This window comes from Mesorhizobium sp. WSM4836, from assembly GCF_055811815.1.
Window position 1 is genome coordinate 1 of the sequence record NZ_JBVVQF010000135.1, and the last position, 259, is coordinate 259.

General features: G+C 68.7%; 1 protein-coding gene. It reads right to left on the bottom strand.

Annotation, left to right across the window (positions count from 1 at the left end):
* Positions 1-219, bottom strand: a 219-nt coding sequence (locus tag AC0L2P_RS32415) for a tyrosine-type recombinase/integrase (RefSeq protein WP_473507269.1), incomplete at its 3' end; no start/stop codon positions are given.
* Positions 220-259 lie beyond the last annotated feature (40 nt).

Sequence of the window (259 nt, forward strand, 5' to 3'; positions counted from 1 at the left end):
GTGGCAGGGCATTTCATGCCGCTTGCCGCCTTTCTCGTGCAGCCGCACCCATAGCCGCCGATTCTGCATGAACACGTCCTCGACACGGCAAGCGAGCGCCGCGCCGATCCGCGCGAAGCTATAGACCATGAGCGCGATCAGGGCGCGGTCGCGCAAGCCGGCATCGGTGGTCACGTCGATGCTGTCGAGCAAGCGTCGCGCCTCTTGCGCGTCCAGCACCGGCGTCTTGCCGCGCCGGACGCTGTACGCCGGCCCGCGC